Source organism: Paludibacterium sp. B53371 (assembly GCF_018802765.1).
Lineage (GTDB): Bacteria > Pseudomonadota > Gammaproteobacteria > Burkholderiales > Chromobacteriaceae > Paludibacterium.
In genome coordinates this window covers 1,066,077-1,084,034 of record NZ_CP069163.1, presented here as the reverse complement: position 1 = coordinate 1,084,034, position 17,958 = coordinate 1,066,077, and the positions used below count along the sequence as shown (strand labels likewise).

15 protein-coding genes are annotated in these 17,958 nt (G+C 62.8%); 8 read left to right on the top strand and 7 right to left on the bottom strand.

Translation table 11 applies throughout. The features are described from left to right. Positions 1 to 122 precede the first annotated feature (122 nt). The 3 genes from JNO51_RS05175 to JNO51_RS05165 all read left to right on the top strand — a co-directional run bounded on the left by JNO51_RS05175 (position 123) and on the right by JNO51_RS05165 (position 4,897). On the top strand, positions 123 to 2,012 hold the full coding sequence (locus tag JNO51_RS05175; protein ID WP_252346192.1) for a M3 family metallopeptidase: 1,890 nt from the start codon (positions 123 to 125) through the stop codon (positions 2,010 to 2,012). 143 nt (positions 2,013 to 2,155) lie between these two features. Then, entirely contained in the window at positions 2,156 to 3,709 is a 1,554-nt protein-coding gene (locus tag JNO51_RS05170; RefSeq protein WP_215782662.1) for a TerC family protein, read from the top strand. A 177-nt stretch (positions 3,710 to 3,886) separates the two neighbouring features. Beyond that, on the top strand, positions 3,887 to 4,897 hold the full coding sequence (locus tag JNO51_RS05165; protein WP_215781955.1) for a hypothetical protein: 1,011 nt from the start codon (positions 3,887 to 3,889) through the stop codon (positions 4,895 to 4,897). A gap of 10 nt (positions 4,898 to 4,907) precedes the next feature. On the opposite strand, the gene JNO51_RS05160 is transcribed toward JNO51_RS05165, so the two are convergent. The 4 genes from JNO51_RS05160 to JNO51_RS05145 form a co-directional block, all read right to left on the bottom strand. Continuing rightward, positions 4,908 to 5,642 carry an MBL fold metallo-hydrolase gene (locus JNO51_RS05160; protein ID WP_215781954.1) on the bottom strand — a complete coding sequence of 245 codons (735 nt, stop codon included), beginning with the start codon at positions 5,640 to 5,642 and terminating at the stop codon, positions 4,908 to 4,910. Beyond that, positions 5,639 to 6,235 (bottom strand): hypothetical protein, encoded by a 597-nt coding sequence (locus JNO51_RS05155; protein ID WP_215781953.1) that lies wholly within the window; start codon positions 6,233 to 6,235, stop codon positions 5,639 to 5,641. Before JNO51_RS05155 ends, JNO51_RS05160 begins: the two co-directional genes overlap by 4 nt. A gap of 109 nt (positions 6,236 to 6,344) precedes the next feature. Further along, positions 6,345 to 6,875 carry an adenylyl-sulfate kinase gene (gene cysC, locus JNO51_RS05150; RefSeq protein ID WP_215781952.1) on the bottom strand — a complete coding sequence of 177 codons (531 nt, stop codon included), beginning with the start codon at positions 6,873 to 6,875 and terminating at the stop codon, positions 6,345 to 6,347. Further along, positions 6,872 to 9,316 (bottom strand): tetratricopeptide repeat-containing sulfotransferase family protein, encoded by a 2,445-nt coding sequence (locus JNO51_RS05145; protein ID WP_215781951.1) that lies wholly within the window; start codon positions 9,314 to 9,316, stop codon positions 6,872 to 6,874. Before JNO51_RS05145 ends, cysC begins: the two co-directional genes overlap by 4 nt. A 245-nt stretch (positions 9,317 to 9,561) precedes the next feature. On the opposite strand from JNO51_RS05145, the gene JNO51_RS05140 reads away from it, so the two are divergent. From JNO51_RS05140 to JNO51_RS05125, 4 genes are all read left to right on the top strand, one after another. Continuing rightward, positions 9,562 to 11,076 (top strand): mechanosensitive ion channel family protein, encoded by a 1,515-nt coding sequence (locus tag JNO51_RS05140; protein WP_215781950.1) that lies wholly within the window; start codon positions 9,562 to 9,564, stop codon positions 11,074 to 11,076. 98 nt (positions 11,077 to 11,174) lie between these two features. Next, the gene (gene cbiM, locus JNO51_RS05135) at positions 11,175 to 12,245 is read left to right on the top strand and encodes a cobalt transporter CbiM (RefSeq protein ID WP_215781949.1); all 1,071 of its coding nucleotides are present in this window, start codon (positions 11,175 to 11,177) and stop codon (positions 12,243 to 12,245) included. Then, complete coding sequence (gene cbiQ / locus JNO51_RS05130) at positions 12,242 to 13,087, top strand: cobalt ECF transporter T component CbiQ (RefSeq protein WP_215781948.1); 846 nt, start codon at positions 12,242 to 12,244, stop codon at positions 13,085 to 13,087. Before cbiM ends, cbiQ begins: the two co-directional genes overlap by 4 nt. Before the next feature lie 18 nt (positions 13,088 to 13,105). After that, entirely contained in the window at positions 13,106 to 13,855 is a 750-nt protein-coding gene (locus JNO51_RS05125; RefSeq protein WP_215781947.1) for an energy-coupling factor ABC transporter ATP-binding protein, read from the top strand. Positions 13,856 to 13,867: 12 nt separating this feature from the next. Here the strand turns inward: JNO51_RS05125 and nikR are convergent, their stop codons facing one another. Next, on the bottom strand, positions 13,868 to 14,305 hold the full coding sequence (gene nikR, locus JNO51_RS05120) for a nickel-responsive transcriptional regulator NikR (RefSeq protein WP_215781946.1): 438 nt from the start codon (positions 14,303 to 14,305) through the stop codon (positions 13,868 to 13,870). A 90-nt stretch (positions 14,306 to 14,395) separates the two neighbouring features. On the opposite strand from nikR, the gene JNO51_RS05115 reads away from it, so the two are divergent. Further along, a complete protein-coding gene (locus JNO51_RS05115; RefSeq protein WP_215781945.1) occupies positions 14,396 to 15,130 on the top strand; it encodes a glutathione S-transferase family protein in 735 nt (244 codons plus the stop codon). Here JNO51_RS05115 and JNO51_RS05110 read toward each other — a convergent pair. Beyond that, positions 15,112 to 16,809 carry a putative 2-aminoethylphosphonate ABC transporter permease subunit gene (locus tag JNO51_RS05110; protein ID WP_215781944.1) on the bottom strand — a complete coding sequence of 566 codons (1,698 nt, stop codon included), beginning with the start codon at positions 16,807 to 16,809 and terminating at the stop codon, positions 15,112 to 15,114. The two genes, JNO51_RS05115 and JNO51_RS05110, sit on opposite strands and share 19 nt — an antisense overlap. Next, complete coding sequence (locus tag JNO51_RS05105; RefSeq protein WP_215781943.1) at positions 16,803 to 17,903, bottom strand: putative 2-aminoethylphosphonate ABC transporter ATP-binding protein; 1,101 nt, start codon at positions 17,901 to 17,903, stop codon at positions 16,803 to 16,805. Before JNO51_RS05105 ends, JNO51_RS05110 begins: the two co-directional genes overlap by 7 nt. Positions 17,904 to 17,958: the final 55 nt, after the last annotated feature.

Below are 17,958 nucleotides of genomic sequence, written 5' to 3'. Positions count from 1 at the left end.
TCATGATTTAGTGATTTTTTATGTCTCAAATCAAAAGAGCATCTTTCGCGGGCAAACGCAAAAACGTAATATCACGCTATTCCAAGCTCATAGGGCATGTTTGAAAAATAGCCCGAACCCACATGGAGATATCGCTCATGACCACGCTGGCGGCGCTGCGAAGCGCCTTTGATACCCTGAACCAGGATTACCTGACTGTTCACAAGACCAAAGAAGATCTTTTCTGGGACACCTATATGGCCGTCTCGGACGACCATGCCGGTTTCGCCCGCGCCGAAGCGGCATTCAAGGACTTCATCTCCAGTCCCGAGCGACTGGCTGCCGTCGAGCAGGCGCTGCAGCAATTGCAGACCATGCCGCAGGATGCTGAACGGGATGCCCTGCTGCATGGCTTCAAGGGATGGCAGGCACTGTTTCGCAGCAACATCATTGAAACGGCCGAAGCGCGTGCCCTGATGGCAGAACTGATCGAACTGGAGTCGGTCCTGTTCGCCAAGCGCCGTGACTACAAGATGCAGCACATCAATGACAACGGTCAGCGCGAAGATGCCACCCTGAGCATGCTGATGACCAACCTCGGCACCAACCGCGACGAAGGGGCCCGCAAGAGCTCGCACGACGCTTTGCTCGGCCTGGAACGCTGGGTGCTGGACAACGGCTTCATCGATATCGTCAAGAAGCGCAACCAGATGGCCCGTGCTCTGGGCTATCGCGACTATTTCGACTACAAGGTGCACAAGAACGAACAGATGTCGCCGGAAGACCTGTTCGCCATCCTGGACGAGTTCGAGGCCCGCACGCGCGAAGCCAATCACAAGGCACTGGCGCAACTGGCCAGTCGTCAGGGGCAGGAAGCCCTGCAAGGCCACAATATCCGTTTCCACATGAGCGGAGACGTGACCCGCCAGCTGGACCCCTATCTGCCCTTCTCCAAGGCCGTGGAACGCTGGATCATCAGCTTCCGCCGACTGGGCATCCAGTACCGTGGCGCCACCATGCAACTGGATCTGATCGAACGGGAAGGCAAGTACCAGAATGGCTTCTGCCATGGTCCGATTCCGAGCTATTTCGACCGTGAGCGCTGGGTCGCCGGCCAGATCAACTTCACCGCCGACGCCAAGCCCGACCAGGTGGGCAGCGGTATCCGCGCCATCAATACCCTGTTCCACGAGGGCGGACATGCCGCGCATTTCGCCAATGTCACCCAGAACTCGCCCTGCTTCTCGCAGGAGTTCTCGCCGACCTCGATGGCCTATGCCGAAACCCAGAGCATGTTCTGCGACAGCATGCTGTCCGATGCCGACTGGCTGAAACGTTATGCCAAAAACAGCGCCGGCGAGGTGATTCCGGATCAGCTGATCCGAGCCAAGATCGAAGCCACCCAACCGTTTGCCGCCTTCAACGAACGCATGCTGGCGGTGGTCGGTTATTTCGAGCGTGCCCTGTATGCCATGCCGGAGACCGAACTGAGCGCCGGAAGCATCCTGGAACTGGCACGCCAGACCGAACAGCGCATTCTCGGCATCGGCGTCAGCCCGCGTCCGCTGCTGGCCATTCCTCACCTGCTCAATCAGGAGTCGGCTGCGGCCTATCACGGTTATCTGCTGGCCAATATGGCGGTCTACCAGACCCGCGCCTGGTTCAAGCGCGAGTATGGTTTCCTGGCCGACAATCCGGCCATCGGGCCGAAACTGGCCGAGCATTACTGGGGTCCGGGCAACAGCATCAACCACAATGCCACCCTGGTCCGCCTGACCGGTGAACCGTTCAACCCGCGCTACCTGGCCGATGCCTGCACCCGCAGCGTCGAGGAAGCCTGGGCCAATGCCGAGAAACTGATTGCCGAAGCCGCCAGCCGCGACTACCCGACGGCTTACCCGGATGACCTGAAGGCCAGCATCCGTCTGGTGCACGGCGCGGAGCTCATTGCCGACAATCGCGATGGCGATGAAGCCATGTGCCACCGCTTCGAAGCCTGGGTCGCCAAAAACTACCCGGCCAGCGTGCACTAAGCCAACCGGCCCGCAGACCAGCCTGGTCTGCGGGCCGCATCCCCCCAGTTTTTTCCGCCCGGCCATGAGCACGAACTGCTCGTGAACGGGGCGAACTATGCTAGTCTTCACTTTTAATGCTGTGAGGATGACCTACCCGTATGATGGACGTCGCCTGGCTGTCCGACCCCGCCGCCTGGCTGGGTTTGCTGACCCTGATCGTGCTCGAAGTGGTTCTGGGCATCGACAATCTGATTTTCGTGGCCATCCTGGCCGACAAGCTGCCCCCCGAGCAACGCGACCGCGCCCGTCTCACCGGCCTGTCGCTGGCCCTGGTGATGCGACTGGTGCTGCTGGCCAGCGTCTCCTGGCTGGCCTCCCTGACCGCCCCCTTGTTCAGCCTGTTTGGCCAACCGTTTGCCGGCCGGGACCTGATCATGCTGTGCGGCGGGGTCTTCCTGCTTTTCAAGGCCACCAGCGAACTGCATGAGCGGCTGGAGGGCGAGTTTGAAGTCCACACGCAGGGACAGCGGGCCTATGCGGCCTTCGCCACGGTGGTGGCGCAGATCCTGGTCCTGGACGCCGTGTTTTCCATCGACTCGGTGGTGACCGCCATCGGCATGTCGGACCACCTGGCAGTCATGATGATGGCCGTCGTCATTGCCATGATCCTGATGATGATGGCCAGCAAACCACTGACCACCTTCGTCAATGCCCACCCGACAGTGGTCATGCTGTGCCTGGGCTTCCTGCTGATGATCGGCTTCAGCCTGGTGGCCGACGGCTTCGGCTTCCACATCCCCAAGGGCTATCTGTACGCCGCCATCGGCTTCTCAGTCCTGATCGAAGCCTTCAACCAGATTGCGCAGAAAAATCGCATCCAGTACCTCAATCGCAGCCAGTCGCTGCGTGAGCGTACGGCCAGAGCAGTGCTGTCGCTGATGGGCAACCGTCTGGTCTCCACCACCCGTGACGGTGTCGAACCACCGGAAGAAGAAGCCTTTGCCCCGAACGAACGCGCCATGATCCGCAGCGTGCTGACGCTGGCAGAACGGCCGATTCGGGCAATCTGTACCCCGCGCAACGACATCGAGCGTATCGATCTGTCTCAGACGCTCGAGCAACAGCATCGGGTGCTGCGCAGCAGCCCGCACTCGCGGCTGGTCGTCATCCGTGACGGCGCCATCGATGAGCCACTGGGGATCGTGGCGCGCAAGGATCTGCTGGCCCCCTTGCTGGACGGTCAGCAGCCGGACATCGAAGCGGCCCTGCGCCAGCCTCTGGTACTGCCGGAGAGCGTTCCGGTGCTCAAGGCACTGGAAAGCTTCCGGCAACATGCCGCCGAGCTGGCCTTCGTGGTAAATGAATTCGGTAGTCTGGAGGGCATCGTCACCCACAAGGATCTGATGGAAGCCATTGCCGGCGAGTTTCCCGAAGAGTACGAGCAGCACGAGCGCCCTGCCCTGGTGGTCAATGAGGATGGCAGCCTGGACGTCGAGGGCAATCTGGAGCTGGTCATGCTGGAGCCCTATCTCACGCTGGGCGACTTCGATGACGCCGACTTTCATACCGTTGCCGGCCTGCTGATGGACCGGCTGGCACGGATTCCGCGCCAGGGTGACACAATCGAACTGGCCGGCTGGTGCCTGACGGTCATGGTACAGAACGGTAATCGTACCGAAAGAGTACTGCTGACGCCCCTGCTGCCAGCGGATTGATGCGACGGCATTTTTTCTGATCCAGCGCAATACTGGACGGATCGGTTCTGCAGCGACGCCAGCGAGTCGATATAATTCAAGCCATTGATTTAATGTCATTGTCTAGAAGCGACGCGCTGGGTCCCTGCTGACAGGCAGACCAGCAGCAAATCTGTTTGCCCGATCAGAGGATGCTGCATGAAACCGGACGTGATCACCATCGAATTGACCGCCACACAGGGTTTTCGTGTGCAATGGCAACGCATGGCGGCAGAACAGTTATTCATCGGGCTGCCCCCCGCCCGCATCTACCCCCTGATCCCCTCTCTGTTCTCCCTGTGCAGTCAGGCCCATGGCCTGGCCGCACGACTGGCGCTGTCAGCCGCGGCCGGTCACTTGCGCGAGGCAGATCCGGAAGAGCTCGACACCCTGACGCTGGAGGCGGTACGCGATACCCTGCGCAAGGTCTTGCTGGACTGGTCGCTGGCCTTCGAGGGCGCACCGGCCGACCCGGCGCTGCTGGAGCAATGGCGTCTGGCACAGAACCTGCCTGCCATGGCGGCCCTGGCCGAGGAACAGGTATACGGCATGGCGCCCGCGACCTGGCTGGGTCTGGGGCTGAATGGCTGGCAGCAATGGATGGCCTCGGCGCGGGTCCCCGTTGCGCGCTGGCTGAACAGCCTGAAAGAAGCCGATGCGGGTTGCCTGCTGCTGCCGATTCTCAATGCCCGCATGCTCAGCACCCTGCCGCTGGCCTGGTTCGACAGCGGCAGCCCCGAGTGGCAAGGCATGCCTTGCGAAGTCGGCGCACTGGCTCGCGAGGCCGAACTGCTGGCACCGCTGATGCATGCCGGACAATTGACCCGGGCCCGCTTGCTGGCCCGCCTGATCCAGCTGGCCCGCTGGCTGGATGGCGCCAGGCTGGCGGTCGACTGGGCTCCCTGTCATGGCGGCGCCGTGGCGCTGGTGGATACCGCCCGCGGCCTGTTGTTGCATCATGTCGTGCTGGACGACGCCGGCCGGGTGGCCCAGTACCGCATTCAGCCACCAACCGCCTGGCACACCCACCCGCAGGGACTGATCGCCAACACCCTCAATGCCCGTCGCCAGGCCAGCGAAGCGGAATGGCGCCGCCAGGTCGCGCTGATCGACCCTTGTGTGGCCTACGAGATGCGCTGCCAGAACAGTCAGCGCTTTCATATCGGCTGAATAAAGCGCCCTAGCAGATCCCCACTTTCAGCTCATCCAGCCAGTTGATGAAGCGCATGACATCCGCCCCCTGATAAATCGAGCCGTGCTGCGGGCAGAGCAAATCGATCTGCAAGCCAGACACGCGCTCGCACCAGACACGTTTGGCGGTATTGGATCCCAGCCAGCGCTTGTGGAACCCCTCGGCAAAGCGGATGTGACGGTCAAAATCGCGTACAAACAGATCTTCACCGGGATTGGGCAGCAAGGCCGCGCCAATATCACCGGAAAACAGCAGGCGGGCATTGGCATCGTAGAGATGAAAATTGCCGGAGGAATGCAGGTAATGCGCTGGAATGGCATTCAGGGTGTGCTGACCGACCTGCAGCTCACCCCCGTCATCGGGGATGCCTGCAATGTGGCTGTCCGTGCCACCGAAATGCGGGATGAAACTCTTCCACAAGCCGCTGACATGACAGCGGATCTCCGGATTGAAGGCCAGCCACAGGGCCAGAGAGGAAATCACGTCAGGATCCTGATGCGAGGCAAAGATCTGCCGGATGGTGCCCGGATCAATCACCTCGCTCACCGCACGAAAGACCGCCGGAAAGATCTCCATGCCGCCCGGATCCGTCAGCAAGGCTTCGCCGGGCGTGGCCACCACGTATTCATTGGTATCAATCAGGCAATCAGGCTTGTCCGGATCGCGCGACAAGGCATACCAGCAGACATTGCCGACTTCGGCGATCTTGGTGCTTTTTTTCATCCCCGCTCTCCAATGGCCTTTTTCAGGCTCTCCAGGCTGTCCAGAATATCGTCGATGTAGTGGGTGAACTCCTGAGAAGCCAGGGTAAGGGCATTGCCATGAGCGCCGGCATAAGCGGCCTCAATCTGGGCCGAACGCGCCAGCACCGAACCATAAAGGCAGGCCTGATAGGCCCGGGCCATGTTTTCGCGCATCTGCTCATGCTCCTGCTCGACCCGTTTCCCGACCTGCTCGCCGATCTGGCGCTTCTGCGCCAGCGCCCCCTCCAGGCCGCAGTGCGCCAGAGCCGCACAGGTTTGAGAGATCAGCGCCACCTGGCGCGCCATTTTCAGACGCTGCGACTCCAGATCAATCAAATGACCACCGGACTCTCCCAGCGTAGCCATCTCGCCATGCAACACCTTGCTGAAATCGCGCAGCTCGCTGGAAATGACCCCGAAGCCCCGCGCATTGGCCCCGTAGCGTTTGGCCAGCAACAAGGCATTCAGGCCGAGCAGATTGATCTTGAAGGCATAGGCCGCCACCGTGCGGATGCCCTGTCTCAGCGCGGCCACCCGCTTGAGTTCGGTCGAAGCCTGTGCATCAGTTGTCATATGCCCCCGCCCATTGCCGCCTGGTTGTCATCATGGTTTTCATCAGGCATAGCACAAGCCGCACGGCAACCAAAGGCAGCAGATCAAATTTCTCGCGCCCGGCGGGTACTCAGGCGTGGCGCAGCGCCAGCAGAGACTGCACCTGAAGGCAGCAGGTCTCGACACTGAGGCAGGCGGTATCCAGCTGCAGATCTGGAGTGAGCGGTGGCTCATAGGGATCACTGACCCCGGTAAAGGCCGGAATGTCGCCGGCACGCGCTTTGCGATACAACCCTTTCGGGTCACGCGCCTCACAGACGACCAGCTCGGTGGCCAGATAGATTTCGACAAAGCCCGGCGCACCGATCAGCTCGCGCGCCATCTGTCGGTCAGCGCGATAGGGGGAGATCAGTGCCACGACCACACAGATACCCTGTTGATTCAGCTCACGGCAACGCAAGGCCACACGGCGGATATTCTCGCGCCGGTCCTCACGGGAAAAGCCCAGATCCGCGCACAGATCGCGCCGTACCTCATCGCCGTCCAGTATCTGACAGCGGATACCCGCCTCCTGCCACTGCCGGTACAGGGCCTGCGCCAGCGTGGTTTTGCCGGCAGCGCTCAAGCCGGTGAGCCACAGCGTCAAAACAGGCGGCTTCATGGGGTTGCCTCCCGGGTATCGCCCTGCGCCAACAGCGCCAGCAAGGGGGCCAGTTCCCGCCGGTAGCGCTGCCAGCGTCCGACCGAAGCCGCATACAGCGGCTGACGAACCTGCGCGGTACTCGCCGTGCGAACCGTATGCACCGTGCGATGAAAGGCCAGGCACTGATCGTTCCACGCCAGACCAAGGTATTGCAGCAAGGCGCTCACCGTCCCGGACAGATCCGCCACCAGTGATTCATAGACCACTTCATGAACACAACCGGGTGGCAACAGCTGCTGCCAGTGGCGCACAACACGGCGGTAGCGCAAGGCTTCGTGCCCCAGCGAGAGCAGATCGTCGCTGTACCCGTGACCCGTATGAAAGGGAATGCAATAGCAAGACAGACAGACATCGCGCAAATCGCGCACCGCATGGATGAAGCGCGCCTGGGGCAGCATCAGTTGCATCAGGCCCAGCCAATAGACATTGCCCGGCATCTTGTCGCTGATGTAACGCGCGTCGGGCGCCAGTTGCCAGAGTTGGTCCAGGTATTGCCGCCCCAGCGCGCGCAAGGCGGCGAGGCTCTCGGCACTGACCGGCTGACTGGCCAGAATGGTCAGCGCCTGCTCGGCCAGCGGCGCCAGCAGACTCTGCTCCCCCGCACCAAACACCTCACCCTGGCTGACCAGAATCTGTTCTATCAACGAGGTTCCGGAGCGTGGCATGCCGACGATGAAGATCGGCACTCGCTCATCGCCGGACGCCGCAGGCAGCGCACGGGCCAGCCGGGCATAGGCCTGCAAGGTCTCTGCCGGCGTCAGGGAGAGAATCCGCGCCACCCGCGCCTCCGCTTCGGCCTCATCCCAGGGCTGCAGACGGCGTCGTAACGCATTCCCCTCGGCAAAGGCAGCAAAGGCCGCGGCATCGTCCCCGCGCTGCGCCAGCACCCGTCCCATGGCAAAGCTCAGGCCCATGCGCAAAGGCAGCGGCAGGCTTTCACGCTGCAGATACACCTCGTCCAGCGCGGCAAAGCGCACATCATCGGCGCGATAAGGCAGATATTGCAAAGCATTGATCAGCACCCCCGGATGGGCCGGCGCCATGCGCAATGCCCGGTCCATCCACCCTCGACCTTCATCCTCCTGGCCGGTATCCAGCAGCAGGCAGGCCAGATTGCAGCAGGCCTCGACATGGCCGGGATCCAGCTGCAGGGCATGGCGAAAACTGGTGGCCGCCGCCGCATATTCCGCCTGCTCGCGCAGGACATAGCCCAGGCTGGCCGGCAGGTCGGCATGCCGGGGGGCCAGTTGCATCCCCTGGCGCAAATAATGTTCGGCATCCTGCAAACGCCCGAGCACAAAGCAGAGATTGCCCAGATCACGATAGAGCCCGGGGCTCGCAGGGCCGTGCTGCAGGGCCAGTGCCATCCAGGCCAGCGCGGCGGCCGACTCTCCACGCGCGGCCAGCACTCTGCCGATGCCGTGGCAGGCCTGTGGATGTTCGGGGCATTGCGCCAGGGCCTGGCGCCAGGCCCGTTCGGCCTCGTCCGGGAGCGACTGGCGCAACAGAATGTCGCCCTGACGCGCCAGCAGATCGGCATGTGCCGGGTGATGCTGCAGGGCCGACTCGCAATGCGACAGGGCTTCAGCCAGCTTGCCGCCGTCGCAAAGCAGTTCGACCAGCAGCAGCGCCGGGTCGGGCGCCTGCGGGGCCAGCCGGCAAGCCTGCCGGGCAAACTGCAGCGCCTGGTCCGACTGGCCGGTTTGCCGGCAGACACGTGCCGCACACTCATGCGACCAGGCCAGGTCGGGCTGCAGGCTGATCGCCTGCAGATGGCAGCGCAACGCCGCCTGGAACTTGCCGTGCCTTGCCAGGTGTTCGCCAAGATTATTGTGCAGCGCCGGCCAGGCCGGCTGGCGCTGCAAAGCCAGACGCAGACAATGCTCTGCCTCGTCCCCTCGCCCGAGATCATCCAGCAGCAAGGCCAGATTGTTCAGACAGGGAACATGCCCGCCATCAAGGGCTAGCGCCTGGCGGAAGGCCTGTTCGGCCCCCGCGTGCTCGCCCCGTTCGCGCAGCAGATTGGCCAGATTGAAATGGAGTTCGGCATCCTGCGCAGCCAGCTGCAGTGCCTGCTGCAAGCTGTCCTGAGCCTGCAGCAACAGGCCGCAGGCACGCTGCACCAGCGCCGCCAGTTTCCAGACCGCGGCATCCTGTGGCGTGCGACGGGTCTGGGCCAGGGCATGCGGCAAGGCCAGCACGGCCTGGCCGCCACGCAGCAGCAACAACAGGTCATTATCACAACGCGTTTGCGCCGCCAGGCAACGCGCCAAAGGCAAGGCCAGCGGATGGTGCCGTCCATCGCGCCCCCCCTGGTCCAGCAAGTGTTGCGCCCGGGGCAAATCTCCCTGCCGGTGTGCCACGACGATGGCATCCCACCATTCGCTGTCACTACTCATGGCAAGACGTGTCTCCGAAGAATGATCACAATGCACAATGGCCAATCATTATTAGTATTTGATCACGCAAGGATAATTGCCTGCGCTGGCGCCCAATATGAATGACTTTGCTACTTTGTTAGCAAATGTATTAACAAACATGACAAATCGGACAGTCGGCCGGCGGCAGCCCCGCCTCTCCGATGCCATAACGGTATAAACCGTTTTTATCTATGATGAAGTATTGATCAAGTAAGGGGATACGCATGATGCCCTTGCCAGACTCTCTGTCCTGGATACAGCAACACCAGGCCTGGTTACTGCTGACGCTGGTCATGATGGCCATGACCTATGTGCGTTCGGCCAGCAGTCGCCAGCATATCCGCACTTCCCTGGTGCTGATGGTGTTGCTGGCACTGGCCGCCTTGACCGTGCGCAACCAGACCGCCTGGCTGGGCAACAGCATCCCGCCGGCCATCCAGGCAAGCCTGATCGACCTGGCAGCAGGCCTGCTGATCATTCGAGTCTGGGGCGGCATCGCTTTCAAACTGCTGCTACCCGTGCTGCGATTGCACCCGCCGCTGATCATTGCCGATATCACCGTCTCATTTTGCTATCTGATCTGGTGCGCCATCCGCCTGCATGTCGCCGGGATGGCCCTGGGTGAAATCATCACCACCTCGGCGGTACTCACCGCCATCATCGCCTTTGCCCTGCAAGACACCCTGGGCAATCTGCTGGCAGGCATCGCCATCCAGCTGGATGATTCCATCCATGTCGGCGACTGGATCGAGCACGAAGGCGTGACGGGCAAGGTCTCGGAAATCAACTGGCGCGCCACCAGCATCGAGACACGCAACTGGGAAACGGTGGTGATTCCCAACAGTCTGCTGCTGAAAAATCGCTTTATGGTGCTGGGCAAGCGCTATCACCAGCCCGTGCAATGGCGTCGCTGGGTCTGGTTCGATCTCTCGCTGGAGACCCTGCCAACCCAGATCATCAGTCTGATCGAGAAATCCTTGCAGGAGACGCGCATTCCTCATGTCGCCAGAACGCCGCCGCCCAACTGTGTGCTGATGAAAGTGGAAAACGGCATTGCCCGCTATGCGGTGCGCTACTGGCTGACCGACCTGCAGATGGACGACCCGACCGACTCGGCGATCCGCACCCAGATCGATGCCGCCCTGCGCCGCAATGACCGTCGTATGTCACCACCGATCTTCAATGTGCTGATGACCAAGGAAAAATATGCCGTCGATGTCCGCCACAAACGCCATCAACAGGAACGGCTGACCCATCTGCGCCGACTGAGTCTGTTCCAGATGCTGACGGAAGACGAGCTTTGCGAACTGGCCGACGAACTCAAGTTCACCCCCTTCGTGGCAGGCGACACCATGCTGGAACAGGGCGAGATTTCCGACTGGCTGTTCATCCTGGTGGCCGGCGAGGCCGACATGCTGGTGAGTCAGGCCGAGCATGATCCGGTCCTGCTGGGCAAACTGAGCAGCGGCAGCTTCTTTGGTGAGATGGGATTGTTGACCGGCGAACCAAGCGCCTACTCGGTGCGTGCCATCGGCGCCGTGGAGTGCTACCGGGTAGGACGCGAGACTTTCCACAGTATTTTCCTTGAGCGCGACGAGCTGGTCAGTGCGCTGTCCGAAGTCTTGCAGACCCGGCTGAAAGAACAGCAGCGCCTGCTGGAAAACCTGCACCTTCAGACACCGCCCCGCGAGGCAGGCGCCATGATGGCCAGCCTGCGACGCTTTTTCGGCCAGGAATAGCCGGGCTTGATCGAGAACAAACCCGGCGGTATGAAGTTTTGAAAATAAATATGAAATCAGGCAAGATGACCGGCGTTTGAATGCCCCGGAGTCTTGCCATGCACATCCCTGACGGCTACCTGAGCCCTGCCACCTGCCTCGCCACCACCGCGCTGGCCCTGCCCTTCTGGTGGCTGGCCATGCGTCGGGTTCATGCGGTGCTGCACACCCGTCTGGTCCCCCTGCTGTCCGTCGTGGCCGCGTTCAGCTTTGTGGTGATGATGTTCAACCTGCCCTTGCCGGGCGGTACCACCGGACACGCCGTGGGCATGACCATTGCCGCCATCGTGCTTGGCCCCTGGGCAGCCATTCTGGCCGTGTCGATCGCCCTGTTCATTCAGGCTGTTTTCTTTGGTGATGGCGGTATCACCGCCTTCGGTGCCAATTGTCTGAACATGGCCATTGTCGGCCCGATGGCCGCTTATGCCCTCTATCGCCTGCTGTCGGCCGGGGCCGCCCTGACCGCAACACGCCGCATCTGGGCCGCGGCCGTGGCCGGTTATGTCGCCATGAATCTGTCCGCCTTGCTCGCCGCCATCGAATTCGGGCTGCAGCCTCTGTTGTTTCATGATGCCGCCGGCACGCCGCTGTACGCTCCCTACCCGCTGTCGGTTGCCGTTCCGGCGATGCTGATCGGCCATCTCGGCTTTGCCGGACTGGCCGAGGGAGCCATCAGCGCCGGCATCGTCGCCTACCTGCAGAAGGCCAATCCCCGCCTGCTGGAAACCAGCGCCGGCAGCCGTCCCGACCTGTCTCGCGCCGCCACCGGCTGGCGTCCGGTGCGAGGGTTGTGGATCGGTCTGTCGCTGTGCATGATCCTCAGTCCGCTGGGGCTGCTGGCCGCAGGCACGGCCTGGGGGGAATGGGCGCCGGAAGATTTCAGCAACCCGCAAGTACGCGCAGAAATGACCCAGGCGTCGATCCAGACAGCACCACCTGCGGCCGCGCCCAGTGGCATGCTGCGTCTGGCCGGGGTCTGGGAGGCACCGATCCCCGACTATGCCCCGCGCTTTCTGGCCAACCCGGTCTTCGGCTACCTGCTCTCTGCCGTCATGGGCAGCGGCCTGATCCTGCTGCTGATCAGCCTGATGTCCTGGTGGCGCGGTCGTCGCCAAACCGTCTCCGCGTGAGCGAGCAATCCTTCATCGCCGGCCACCGGCATGCGGCCGGTGGCAGCTTCTGGAGCAGGACCCTGGCCGGCCTGCTGGATACCGTCACGCATGCGCTCGATGCCGAACGGGTCGCCGCGCGTCCCGGCTGGCTTCAGGGCCTGGACGCACGCAGCAAGTTGCTCGGTCTGGGCTTCCTGATCGTCTGTACCGTCACGGTGCATCACTTGCTGGCGCTGGCCTGGCTGTTCGTCTTGGCGGTGCTGTTGTCATTTGGTGCCGGCGTGACGCTGCGCCGGCTCTGGCGCCAGGCCTGGCTCAGTGTCCTGCTGTTCACCGGACTGATCGCTCTGCCGGCCCTGTTCCTGGTGCCCGGCCCGCCACTCGCCGTCCTGCCTGTGATCAGCCAGACCGGCCTGCGCTCGGCACTGTTCCTGCTCGGCCGCGCCGAAACTTCGGCCACACTGGCTTTGCTGATCATGCTCTCCACCCCCTGGCCACAGTTGCTCAAGGGGCTGCGCGCCCTGCGCGTGCCCGTGGTGCTGGTCGCGATTCTCGGCATGACGCATCGCTATCTGTTCACCTTGCTGACCAGCACCCAGCAATTGCTGGAGGCCCGCAGCAGCCGACAGATCGGGCCGCTGAGCGCGCGCGAGAAGCGCCGTCAGCTGGCGGCCTGTGCCGGAACCCTGCTGGAGCGCTCGCTCGCACTGAGCCAGGAGATCCATCTGGCCATGCTGGCGCGCGGCTATCGCGGCGAGATTCATCTGCTGCAGGCGGCACGCCCCGGCTGGCGCGATCTGGCCGCCCTGCTGCTGTTCGTCAGTGCCGGCCTGCTGGCCCTGACGTTTCCCTTTGTCTAGTTTCCGGTACTCCCTGTCATGACCCAGTCACTGCCTCCGGCCTTCCTGCTTGAAGATGTCCACTATGCCTATCACGACATCGGGGCGCTGCATGGCCTGAGCCTGAGCATCCCTGCCGGCCAGCGTGTCGCCCTGCTCGGCGCCAACGGATCGGGCAAATCCACCCTGCTGCGCCTGCTGGACGGACTGTATTTTCCCGATCAGGGGCGGATCAGCGCCTTTGGCGAACCACTGACGGAGGCCGTCCTGCGTGACGAGGCGGTTTCACATGCCTTTCGCCGCCGGGTCGGCCTGGTGTTCCAGAATCCGGATGTACAGTTATTCAATCCGACGGTCATGGACGAGCTGGCCTTCGGCCCGCTGCAACTGGGCTGGGCGCCGGCGCAAATCCATGCGCGCATCGACGAGATGCTGACGCGCTTTGCCATCACGCATTTGCGCCACAGAGCACCACATCGCCTGTCAGGCGGGGAAAAGAAGCGCGTCGCCCTGGCCTCGGTACTGATGACCGAACCGGAAGTGCTGTTGCTGGACGAGCCCAATGCCGGACTCGACCCCGCCAGCCAGGACGATATGTTGCACTTTCTGCGCGAGAGCAAGGGACAGGGAAGAACCCTGGTGATGGCCACGCATGAGCTGGAAAGCGTGGCGGAGATTGCCGATCACTGCCTGGTGCTGCACCAGGGGAGACTGGAAGCCCAAGGCAGCCCGCAAGCCATCCTGGCCGACCAGGACCTGCTGCAGCGCTGTCGCCTCAGCCGGCGCTAGGGTCTGCGCCCCTCAGCGCTTGCGGCGCCACATGGGCGCCGCCGGCGCCTCAGCCACCGGAATCAACTGGACATGGCCATGGCGTACCCCGGTTTCGGCAATCACCGAGTGGGCAAAGGCGGTGACCTCCCCGACCTGGCCGCGCAGCAGCACGGTTTCGACACAATCCTCATGACTGATGTGGGCATGCATGGTTGCCACCGCCAGATCATGATGGTCATGCTGCAGGCTGGTCAGACGCGAAGACAGCTGGCGCTCGTGGTGATCAAACACATAGCTCAACACCGCCACACAGGCTTGTGAACCGTTCTGCTGCAGATCCCGCTCGCCCAGCTCGCGCCGCAACAGGTCACGCATGGCTTCGGAGCGGCTGCTATAGCCTCGCTGCTGCATCCATTGGTCAAACGACTCAGCCAGCTCGTCACTCAGGGAAATGGTCAAACGCTGCATGCCATGGCTCCATAATGGTTGCCCAAATCATAACAGCATGCGGTATAACAAGCTTTGCCTATCATCACATCTCAATAAGCGGCAAACACCATGATGAACCTGATCCAGTTTCCCTATTCGCACTTTTGCGGCAAAGCCCGCTGGGCGCTCGACTACAAGGGGCAGTCCTATACCGTGGAGAACCTGATTCCGGGCCTGCATCTGCTGCGCACCCGCAGACTCTGCCCCAAGAGCAGTGTGCCGATCCTGCAGCATGACCAGACGCTGGTTCAGGGCTCTGCGGCCATCATTGACTATCTCGACGCGCATTGGCCCGAGCGGCCGCTCACGCCACAGGATGCCGAGGCGGCCCGCCAGGCAGCCGTCTGGGAGCAGTTTGCCGAAAAGGAGATCGGCATCCATCTGCGCCGCTGGTTTTATTCCCATCTGCTGCACGAACGGCGCTATGCCCTGCCCTTTCTGCTGACCGGCGCCACCCCGCGTCAGGCGAAACTGTTGACACTGGGCTTTCCCCTATTGCGTCAGTTGCTGCGCAAGGGCCTGCACATCACCCCGGCCAGCAGCGCAGCCTCGCGTCAGCGACTGGAAGCCGCCCTTGATCGGCTGGATCAGGCCCTGCCATCCACAGAGGGCTATCTGGTCGGCGGGCAATTCAGCCGCGCCGATTTGTCCGTCTGTGCCCTGCTTGGCCCGCTGGTCGCGCCGGAGCAGGATGAAGCCAGCCTGGCGGCCCGACTGCCGGCGACCTTCCACGCCTGGCGTCAGACACAAAGTCATCGCCCCTGCTTCGACTGGCTGCGTCGCATTCATCGCGACGACCGCTGAGTGCCTGAGCGCACACGCTGCGCCAGCGCGCCCAACAACACGGTCGCCAGCAGCGAGGTCAGCACCACCAGCGTCGACATGGCGGCTGCCGCTGCCGTGTCGCCGCTGTCATCCAGGGTGATGATCGACACAGCCGCCACGCTGTGGGCCGGACTCATGAGGAAGATCAGCGCTGACAAAGTGGTCATGGCAGAAACGAAGTAGAACCTGGCCACGTCCACCAGGGCAGGCAGGCAGACCGGCAGGGTCACACGCCAAAGGGTGACCCAGAAAGGGACCTTGAGCGAGGCGGCCACCGACTCGAACTCGCCATCCAGCTGCCGCAGGGCTGTGGTCACCGTCAGATGGGCCGTGGTGTAAAAATGGGCAATGGTGCACATAACCATCAGCGTCATGCCACCATAAAGCACATTCAACGGATTGGCCGGGTGGTTGAAAAAGAACACATAACCCAGGCCCAGCACCAGCCCCGGCACCGCCATCGGCAACATCGCCAGCAAACGCAACAAGGCGCGCAGCATCGGCGCCAGGGTCATTTTTTCGCAGACGTATGCCCCGAGAAACACCAGCATCGTTCCCAGTACGGCAGTCGCTGCCGCCATTTGCAGACTGTTGAAGTAGGCATGCCAGCCACTGCCATCCGAACTGGCGAATTGATAATGCTGCCAGGTCAGGGACAGGTTGTAAGGCCAATAGCGGATCAGCGAGGCGCAGACACCGACGGCCAGCAGTCCCAGCAAGGCACCGCTGACCAGCCACAGCAGCAAGGCGGCCAGCGCGTCGCGCCAGCGGTGTCTGGCCGGCTGATAGGGAGTCGAACGTGCCGTCATGCTTGCTTGCTGCCGGCGTGCCAGCTGGCGCTCGATACCGAAGGACAGCACTGCCGGCAACAGCAGCATCAGACCGATCACCGCCCCGCGCGGGAAGTTCTGCTGACCGATCACCTGCTTGTAGGCCTCGGTGGCCAGCACGTTGACATCGCCCCCCAGGACGGTAGGTACCCCGAAGTCGGTCATGACCAGGGTCGCCACCACCAGCGCCGCTGAAACCAGGCCATAGCGTGCACCGGGCAGGGTAATGGTCAGAAAGCGGCGCAGGGCGCCGGCCCCCAGCACCCTGCCCGCCTCGTACAGGCGACCGTCAGCCGAGGCCAGCGCGGTGGAAAGAATCAGCAAGGCGTAGGGAAAGGTATAAAAGCTTTCGCCCATCACCATGCCCCAGAATCCGTACACCGTGCCGCCAGGCATCCAGTCCTTGATCAAGCCCTGATTGCCAAACAGATAAACCAGCGAAATACCAGGCATCAGGGAGGGCGCCAGCAGCGGCGACAGACCGATCTGTCGCCACCACCCCCGTCCCGGGACCCGGGTGCGGGTCAGCGACCAGGCAAAAGCAAAGGCCAGCGGCGTGACGATCAGGCAGACCGTCATGGCCAGCGACACGCTATGGGTGGCCGCACGCCAAAGACCGGGGGTATGCAGGACCTGCCACACATTGGCCAGACCGACAAAGCCGCCGTCACGATCCTGGACGGCGCGAGACAACAGACAGAGCAGCGGCAGACAGATCGCCAGGCTGAGCAGTAACAGCAGCACGGCGAGCAAGAGCTGCGCCAGCCGGGTTTCGGCCGGCATGGCACGCGCCAGGGATGGGCGCGATTTCCAGACGGCACTCAACATGCGGCCTCCCCGGCAAACACCAGCAAACGTGCCATCGGCAACTCGACCGGCACGATCTCTCCCGGCACCAGCGGCTGACGCTGCATCATTGATGGACACAGCTCGGCATGCAGCACCTGCCCCGGCATGCCTTCAGGTTGCAGACGCACCCGGGTCAGGGCGCCGGCAAAACTGACATCTTCCACCCGGGCAAGCAGGGTGTTCGCCGCACCATCCCACTGCGGCTTGATGATCACATCCTCTGGCCGCAGGAACAGCGTCAGATCCCGTTCTGGCGGCAGGTCCGCCTGCAGGTGCAGGGTATGGCTGCCCACGCTGACCGCCCCGTCCTGCCGCGCCGCGACCGGCAGCCAATTGGCATCGCCGACGAACTCGGCGACAAAGCGGCTGGCCGGACGCTGGTAAATCTCGGCCGGCGTGCCTACTTGTTCGATCTTGCCCGCCTGCATGACCACCACCCGGTCGGCCAGCGCCAGGGCCTCCTCCTGATCATGCGTCACCATCAGCGTCGTGACCCCCAGGCGCTTTTGCAGCCCCTTGAGTTCCTCGCGCAAGCGCTCACGTACTCGTGCATCCAGTGCCGACAAGGGCTCATCCAGCAACAACATGCCCGGGGAAGTCGCCAGCGCCCGGGCCAGGGCCACCCGCTGCTGCTGGCCACCGGACAGTGCGGCCGGCAGGCGCTGCTCGGCACCGGGCAGGCCGACCAGATCCAGCAGCTCGCGCACCCGCGCGGCAATGCGCGCCCTGTCACGCCGCGGCCTGAGGCCATAGGCAATGTTTTCTGCCACCGTCAGATTGGGAAACAGGGCATAACTCTGAAACACGATGCCGTAATCCCGCGCTGCCGGCGGTGCATGGGTAATGTCACGCCCCGCCAGTGCCACCAGCCCGTCGTCGGGCTGGTCCAGACCGGCAATCAGGCGCAGCAAGGTGGTCTTGCCACAGCCGGAGGGCCCCAGCAGACAGACAAACTCGCCCTTGTCGATTGACAGGGACACCGCATCCAGTGCGGTAAAGGCACCAAACCGGCGCGTCAGATTCCGCACGGTCAAATGGGCCGTCAAACGGCTCAAACCATCGGCAACTTGCATGCCGACCTCCCTCGCCCGGCCTGACAGGCCGCGCCACAAGTGGAAAAAGAGAGCG